This is a genomic window from Corallococcus sp. AB018, from assembly GCF_003986945.1.
Taxonomy (GTDB): domain Bacteria; phylum Myxococcota; class Myxococcia; order Myxococcales; family Myxococcaceae; genus Corallococcus; species Corallococcus exiguus.
On record NZ_RAWR01000332.1, the window covers coordinates 1 to 7,433 of the forward strand.

A 7,433-nucleotide genomic window follows, 5' to 3' on the forward strand; every position below is an offset into this window, starting at 1 on the left:
CGCCGGCCCCGGCTCCGGTGTCACCCTGGCGGAAGTTCGCGTTCACGAACCTGGAGAAGGTGTCGCGCACGCAGGGCCAGCTGGCGGAGCGGATGCGTTGGCTGACGCCCAACGCGGGCACGCTGGAGACGGTCTGCGCGCGCCTCAAGGCCCTCTTCGACGTGGACGTGCGCCTGTCGGTGGAGTCCGCCCAGGCGCGCCCCATGACGGAGCTGCGCCGCTTCCTGGGGGACCCGTCCTTCCTGGCGGTGCTGGCCCCCGGCGCGCTCAAGGGCCGGGTCATCCTCGAAATCGAGCTGTCGCTGGCGCACTCGGCGGTGGACCTGCTCTTGGGCGGCGCCGGTGAGACGGTGGGCCTGCGCCCCCTGACGGACATCGAGGAGGGCGTGATGGGCTACGTCGTCCTGGAGGCCCTGAAGGAGCTGGTGCCCGGGCTGCAGCCGGGCGTTCCCCGGCCCCGGCTGGACGGCGTGGCGCGCGGCGTGGATGAAGTCTCCGCTCGCCTGGGCGAGGACGGCCCGATGCTGGCGGTGCACCTGAACGCGGTGCTGGGCTCGCACCGCGGCATCGTGCGGCTGGTGGTGCCGTCGGCGGTGCTGGAAGCGGCGGAACCCGCGGTGGAGAGCGCCCAGCGGCGCGACCACCGCCGTCAGGACATGAAGGCGAACGGCCGGCGCCTGTCCGCGCTGCGCGACTGGCTGCGCGCGGAGATTGGCGTGGCGGAGCTGTCCGCCCAGGACCTGGCGTCCCTGCGCGTCAAGGACGTGCTGCTCCTGGACATGCTGTCGGCGCGGCCGGACCGGGGCGAGCCCGGCACGGCGCAGCTGCGGCTGGGCCTGGGGCGCACCGGCCACTTCCTGGCGGACGTGTCCGTGGAGCACGGCCGCTACCGGGCGCGCATCACGGACATCATCCCCGGGGAGCCGGGCAACCCGCAGGGTGGGGAGTCCGGGGGCGGGTCGGAAGACAACGAGGACTTCACCAACCCGGAGCTGGGCGTTCCTCCGGAACTCGAAGGGGCGGCATTGGACGACAAGGACGGAAGCGATCTGCTCAGCGACCTGCCCCTGCAGGTGGCGGTGGAGCTGGCGCGCGTGCCCATCACGGCCGAACAGGTGGTGGGCCTGCGCACAGGCCAGGTCATCGACCTGCGCCGTGGGGCGGGTGAGCCCGTGGACCTGTCGGTGAACGGCAAGGTGGTGGCCCGGGGCGAGCTCGTGGAGCTGGAGGGCCAGCTCGGGGTGCGCATCATCCACCTGAGCTGAAGCGTTTGCGCCCATGCGTCACAAGGCAGGCGGGCAGGGGGGCGTGGTCGTGCCCGGGCCCGTGGCGGTCCTGACTCGGGTGCACTAGGCTCGCGCCCATCCATGGCGGTCCTCGGTCTCTCCTCCTCGCGCCTGTTGCTCGGCGCCGCGCTGCTCTTCGCGTCGCCCGCCGTCCTGGCGCAGGCGCCCGCGGTCTCCACGCCTGACGCCTCCGTGGCGGCACCGGCCCCCCAGGCCCCCGCCGCTCTGGCGCCCGCGAAGGACGCGGCCGCCGTACTGACTCCAGAGGCGGCCCCGGCTGCCTCGGGTGACAGCGCGGCCCGCGCGAAGCGCCACGCGGACGAATTGGACCGCGAGCTGGGCGTCTCCGAGGCCGAAGGCGGAGAAGCGCAGGAGAGCCTGGGCTGGGTGGTGGTGCGCACGGTGGCGCTGCTGGGCGCGGTGATCGCGGCCATCTACCTCACGCTCAACGTGGGCCTGCGCCGGCTGATGGGCCTGCAGGGCGTACCCGTGGGCAAGGCGTCGGTGGTGTCGGTGATGGAGCGCATCCCGTTGGACCAACGGCGCACGCTCTTCGTCCTGAAGGCCGCGGACGAGTACCTGCTGGTGGGTGGCGGCGAGGGTGGCGTGCAACTGGTTTCGAAGCTGGACCGCGACGCCGTGGAGCGCATCCGCGCCGCGCGGCCGCCGTCGTCGCCGGTGTCCCTGAGTCCTTTCCTCCAGAAGCTCCTCTCCCGCCGGACCGGTGGCACCACGCCGCCGCCGGGCGTCTGAAGGCCGTCACGTGAACCGTTCGTCTCCCGCTCGCCCGCTGCTGTTCCGCGCTCCGCCCTGGCTCTTCGCGGCCCTCGTGTCGCTGCACCCCTTCGTCGCGTCCGCGGCGAAGAAGGGCGGCGACTCGATGCCGGATGAAATGGTCAAGGAGGCGGTGAGCTCCGACTCCTTCACCTCCCGTCCGCTCATCCTCATCCTCGCGCTCGCGGCCATGTCCCTGGTCCCGTTCGCGCTGATGATGGTGACCAGCTTCGTGAAGATTTCGGTGGTGCTCTCCATCGTCCGCTCGGCGCTGGGCACCCAGCAGATTCCCCCGACCCAGGTCATCACCGGCCTGGCCATCATCCTCACCGTCTACATCATGGCTCCCGTGGGCCAGGAGATGTACCGGGCGGGCGGCATCGACATCTGGTCCCGGGGGACGTCCGTCTTCTCCTCGGAAACGGTGGGCACGATGCTGGGGGCCGCGGACAAGTCCAAGGAGCCCCTGCGCGACTTCCTGATGAAGAAGGTCACCAACAAGGACCGCACGCTCTTCTACAGCCTGGCGAAGAAGATGCGGAAGGAGGAGGACCGCAAGGACATTGGCCCGAAAGACTTCATGGTCATCGTCCCGGCCTTCGTCGTGTCCGAGCTGAAGGAGGCCTTCCAGATTGGCTTCCTCTTGTTCGTGCCCTTCATCGTCATCGACATGGTGGTGGCCAACATCCTGCTGGCGCTGGGCATGCACATGCTGTCGCCCACGACCATCTCCATGCCCTTCAAGCTCTTGTTGTTCGTGCTCGTGGACGGCTGGTACCTCATCGCCAAGGGCCTGGTCATCGGCTACCTGTAAGGAGCCCCGTACTCCCATGAATCAGCTCACGTTCATCACCCAGGAGGCGCTGTTCCTGGTGCTCGTGGTCTCCGCGCCGCCGGTGCTCATGAGCCTCCTGGTGGGCTTCCTCGTCTCGCTGTTCCAGGCCACCACGCAGATTCAAGAGCAGACGCTCTCGTTCGCGCCCAAGGTCGTCCTCGTCTTCGGCGTGCTGGCCATGACGGGCCCGTGGATTGGCGGTCAGCTCCTGCGCTTCACCTTCCACGTCTTCGACCGGTTTCCGGCGCTCATCGGCAGATGAACATCGGCGAAGTGATGGCCGAGCTGGGTGCTCGGGTCAACCTGTCGGTCACCATCTTCACGATGGCACTCATCATGTGCCGCGTGATGCCCATCCTCATCTTCAGCCCGTTCCTGGGCGGCGAGGTCGTTCCCTCGGAGATGAAGCTGGGCCTGGGCCTGATGGTGTCCGCGGTGCTCTTCCCGTCCGTCGCGGACCGGATGGACCGGATTCCCCTGAGCGCGCTCCCGTACATCGGGCTGTTGCTCAAGGAGGTCTTCATCGGCGTGGCGCTGTCGTACATCGTCAACATGGTGTTCGACGCGGCCCGCGTGGCCGGCACGCTGATGGACACCATGTCGGGCAGTAACAACGCCCAGCTCTACGTGCCGCAGCTGGGCACGCAGGTGTCGCTCTTCTCCAGCCTCAAGGTGCAGCTGTGCGTGGTGCTGTTCCTGTCGCTGGACGGGCACCACATCATCATCCGGGCGCTCGGAGACAGCCTCGCCATCGTGCCGCTGGAGGGCTTCCCGCGCTTCAGCCGCGGCGTGTGGCCCTTCTTCGACCTGATGATCCGCTCCTTCGCGGACCTGTTGAAGATCAGCCTGGCGCTGGCCGGCCCCGGCATGGTGGCAGCGTTCGTCACCGACCTGTCCCTGGGCGCCATCAACCGCGTCGCGCCGCAGATCCAGGTGTTCTTCATCTCCATGTCGCTCAAGCCGCTGGTGGGCGTGTTGATCATGTTCATCGCCATCCATGTCGTGATTGGCCGCATGCAGCAGGAGCTGGTCAACATGCTCCGCATGTTCCAGCACGCCATCCAGATGCTGGCCTGAGCCGGCTCAAGCCTCCCGGGATTCCTCCATGTCGGACGAGAGTGGCGACAAAACAGAAGAACCGTCGCATAAGAAGCTCGACGACGCGCGCAAGAAGGGTCAGACCTGGAAGAGCAAGGACCTGACGGGCGTGGCCGTGCTCGTCGCGGGCCTGGGCATCGTCAAGGGCACCTGGGACACCGTGGAGAGGGAGATCTCCACGCTCTTCCGCTTCAGCTTCGATGCCATCGCCCACTCGCAGGACCTGGGGCTGGCGACGACACAGCTGCTCATCATGGGCCTGCGCACGCTGCTGCTCCTGACGGTGCCCATCGTTGCGGGCGCGGCGGTGCTGGGCGGGCTGATGGACTTCCTTCAGGTGGGGTCGCTCTTCACCATCGACCCGCTCATCCCGAAGTTCGACAAGCTCAACCCCATCGCGGGGTTGAAGAACATGTTCTCGAAGAAGTCCTTCGTGGAACTGCTCAAGAACCTCATCAAGATTTCCGTCGCCGCCTACGTCGTCACCGGCGTGGTGCGGGACTCGATGCCCCTGGTCATCGAAACGGTGCGGCAGGACACGCACGGCATCATGGCCATCATGGGGGAGATCCTCTACCGGGTCTGCGTGCGCATCGTGATGCTCTTCGTCATCTTCGGCGTGTTCGACGTGTGGTGGCAGCGCAAGTCGTTCATGAAGGACATGATGATGACGAAGGAGGAGGTCAAGAAGGAGTACAAGCAGAGCGAAGGCGACCCGCACCACAAGGCCAAGCGCAAGGAGCTCCACCATGAGATCATGGAGGGGGCCCAGATGGAGGCCGTGAAGGACGCGAGCGTCATCGTCACCAACCCGGACCACGTCGCGGTGGCGCTGATGTACGACCAGAACAAGGACGGGGCGCCGCGGGTGCTGGTGAAGGGCATGGACGCCAAGGCGGAGCGCATCAAGGCGCTGGCGCGCGAGGCGGACGTCCCCCTGCTGCGCAACGTCCCCCTGGCGCACGCGCTCCTGCGCGTGGAGGTGGGCGAGGAAGTCCCGGAGGAGCTCTACGACGCGGTCGCCGAGGTGCTGAACTTCGTCTACGGGCTCAAGCAACAGCAGAACGCGGCGCCGCCTGCGCGCGCCTGAGGAGGAGGCCATGGCCAGCGACGAAGAGGCGGACATCGCCATCGCCATCAAGTACGACACCAAGGCGGACGGTGCCCCGCGCGTGGTGGCGAAGGGGATGCGCCTCAAGGCGGAGAAGATCCGGGAGATCGCCAAGCAGTACGGCATCCCGGTGATGCGCAATGTGTCCCTGGCGCACGCCCTGTACCGGGTGGACGTGGGGCAGGAAGTCCCGGAAGAGCTCTACGACGCGGTCGCGGAAGTGCTGAACTTCGTCTACGCGCTCCAGCGGGAGCATGCAGGCGGGCGCTGAAGGGGGCTGGACGCGGGGCCCCCACCTGTATTGAAGTCGGGCCACCATGGCCAGAATCAACAATCAGCCCCCCAGCACCGCGCTTTGGCCCTGGGGAGGTCCCCGCAGTGTCCGCGAGCGGCTGGTGGACCCGTCCCAGCTGGACCGGGCGAAGAAGCTGCGCAAGGCGGGCAACATCAAGAACCCGTCGATGCCCTCCGCGGCGCTCCTGGACTTCATCGGTCCGGCGCACTCGTCGGAAGAGCTCCGGTTGCCCCTGCCGCCCCACCCGGGCGGTCACGACGCGGACCTGGAGGGCTTCAGCGACCGGCCGCACCTGGCCAGCGTCGCGGGCCGCGGGGACGACGGGCAGCGCCGGATGCTGGAGCGCGGCCTGTCCAAGGTGAACGCGCCCCCGGAGCGCCTGGAGCGCCTCAAGGCCCTGTTGCAGCGCGAGTCCGCGATGCTGGGCCTGGTGGATCAGGTGAGCGCGGAGTCGCAGGAGATCATCCGCCGCATGTGGGAAGAGCAGAAGGACGAGGGCTACTGACCCATGGCGGCGCTGGACCCGGAAGATCCGCAGGACGAGGCGAAGCTCACCGCGCTCCTGCAGCGTTGGGCGGAGGGCAAGGCCACGCTCCGCGAGGTGCGCGGCTATTCCAACGACGAGCTGTACGCCATCGCCAAGACGGCCTACTTCTTCTTCTACCAGGGCCGGCTGGCGGAGGCGCGCACGCTCTTCCAGGGCCTCTACGCCATCAACCCCACGGACGTGTACTTCGCCAAGGCGCTCGGCGTGGTGGAGATGGCCGCCGGAAACGGGCAGGGCGCGCTCGCCGCCTTCGACGTGGCCGCCAAGCTGGCCCCCCAGGACCCGTCCGTCTACGTGGGCCGCGCGGAGGTGAAGTTGGCCATGGGACAGAAGCCCCAGGCCCTGGAGGACCTGCGCCGCGCGGCGGCCATGCCCCCGGCGGATGATCCGGTGGTACGCAAGGCTGGCGCCATGGTCACCGCCCTTACCCGGCGCTGATCCTCGGGGTGGGACCCGTCTCCTGGCGCGTTGGCTGGAAGCCCCGTAATCTCTGGTAGGCTGGATTCATTCACCTCAACCGATGGAGCGGTTCATGAGCACCCCCCCCAAGACACAGCTTCCGCTGCCCCCGGAGCCGCCGGAGCTGAAGGAGAAGCGCGACAAGCTGCTGGCGGAGCTGGATGTCCAGGGCAAGACGGCCCAGGGCACCTTCCTCCAGGTGGTGCGCAACATGCGCAAGCTGGTCGCCGCGTCGGCCCCCGGCACGCCGCTGGATGAGGGGATGTACAAGGACGTCACGGATTCGCTGAACCGCTTCATGAAGGACCCCATCCTGCCGCCCCCGGCCATCCTCGGGCACGTGGTGGAGTACCTGCAGTACCGCATCAGCACCTACGGCATGACCATCCAGAGCGCCGTGATGGAGATGAACCCGGAGCTGGGCGCCAAGTTCGCCGTGACGCCCCCGGTCGCCGCGCCGGCGGCCCCCGCGGCTCCTGCTCGCGGCGCGGGCGGGCACAAGACGTCGGATGGTTTCGAGAACTCCAGCCGCCCCAAGATCGCGCTGACCCGCGAGGACTCGCTGCCCGGCACCGCGAAGCCGGCGGACCCCCGCGCCGAGTCGCAGCAGCAGCTGGATTCCTTCAAGGCCTGGATGAAGAACCCGGCCCTGGGCAAGCTGAAGGGCTGATCCAGCCCGTGGTACCGAGGCGGGGAGCCGGAAAAAAATGATCCCGGGAAATTCCCAGGAAACTCCCGCCCCCCCTCACCGATAATCCTTTTGTAGCTGGTGCCGCACGAACCTATCTCGCAGGACCCGGAGACACTCTCATGGCCACGATCGACGTCTTCAACACGGCAGTGAACACCGCGAAGAACACCACCGGCACGGCGATGGACAAGATGATCGACGCCGCCCCGGCCGAGCAGAAGGGCTTCCTGCAGGCGCAGAAGCAGGTTCAGCTCGAGTCCCAGATCATGAGCACCATCACGAACCTCATGAAGAAGATGGACGACATGGCGATGGCCGCCGTGAACAACCTGAAGTA

The 7,433-nt window shown here is 67.8% G+C and carries 11 protein-coding genes; all 11 read left to right on the top strand.

Features of this window, described 5'->3' with window-relative positions; genetic code table 11:
- Window positions 1–1,265, top strand: a 1,265-nt coding sequence (gene sctQ, locus D7Y11_RS40305) for a type III secretion system cytoplasmic ring protein SctQ (RefSeq protein WP_126936330.1), incomplete at its 5' end; no start/stop codon positions are given.
- 102 nt (window positions 1,266–1,367) lie between these two features.
- Window positions 1,368–2,039, top strand: a complete 672-nt coding sequence (locus D7Y11_RS40310) for a flagellar biosynthetic protein FliO (protein WP_120580934.1) — start codon at window positions 1,368–1,370, stop codon at window positions 2,037–2,039.
- A gap of 10 nt (window positions 2,040–2,049) precedes the next feature.
- Window positions 2,050–2,874: a type III secretion system export apparatus subunit SctR gene (gene sctR / locus D7Y11_RS40315; protein WP_120580933.1), complete on the top strand. Its 825-nt coding sequence runs from the start codon at window positions 2,050–2,052 to the stop codon at window positions 2,872–2,874.
- A 16-nt stretch (window positions 2,875–2,890) separates the two neighbouring features.
- Window positions 2,891–3,157, top strand: coding sequence for a type III secretion system export apparatus subunit SctS (sctS, locus tag D7Y11_RS40320; protein WP_120528175.1), 267 nt, complete (start codon window positions 2,891–2,893; stop codon window positions 3,155–3,157).
- Window positions 3,154–3,972, top strand: coding sequence for a flagellar biosynthetic protein FliR (locus D7Y11_RS40325; RefSeq protein WP_120580932.1), 819 nt, complete (start codon window positions 3,154–3,156; stop codon window positions 3,970–3,972). The genes sctS and D7Y11_RS40325 overlap by 4 nt, the downstream gene beginning before the upstream one ends.
- A gap of 28 nt (window positions 3,973–4,000) precedes the next feature.
- Complete coding sequence (gene sctU / locus D7Y11_RS40330) at window positions 4,001–5,083, top strand: type III secretion system export apparatus subunit SctU (protein ID WP_120580931.1); 1,083 nt, start codon at window positions 4,001–4,003, stop codon at window positions 5,081–5,083.
- A 10-nt stretch (window positions 5,084–5,093) separates the two neighbouring features.
- On the top strand, window positions 5,094–5,375 hold the full coding sequence (locus D7Y11_RS40335) for an EscU/YscU/HrcU family type III secretion system export apparatus switch protein (RefSeq protein ID WP_120580930.1): 282 nt from the start codon (window positions 5,094–5,096) through the stop codon (window positions 5,373–5,375).
- Window positions 5,376–5,421: 46 nt separating this feature from the next.
- Window positions 5,422–5,904 carry a hypothetical protein gene (locus D7Y11_RS40340; RefSeq protein ID WP_120580929.1) on the top strand — a complete coding sequence of 161 codons (483 nt, stop codon included), beginning with the start codon at window positions 5,422–5,424 and terminating at the stop codon, window positions 5,902–5,904.
- A 3-nt stretch (window positions 5,905–5,907) separates the two neighbouring features.
- Window positions 5,908–6,384 (top strand): SycD/LcrH family type III secretion system chaperone, encoded by a 477-nt coding sequence (locus D7Y11_RS40345; protein WP_120580928.1) that lies wholly within the window; start codon window positions 5,908–5,910, stop codon window positions 6,382–6,384.
- Window positions 6,385–6,478: 94 nt separating this feature from the next.
- On the top strand, window positions 6,479–7,075 hold the full coding sequence (locus tag D7Y11_RS40350; protein ID WP_126936331.1) for a hypothetical protein: 597 nt from the start codon (window positions 6,479–6,481) through the stop codon (window positions 7,073–7,075).
- A gap of 140 nt (window positions 7,076–7,215) precedes the next feature.
- Window positions 7,216–7,433, top strand: a 218-nt coding sequence (locus D7Y11_RS40355) for a hypothetical protein (protein WP_120580926.1), incomplete at its 3' end; no start/stop codon positions are given.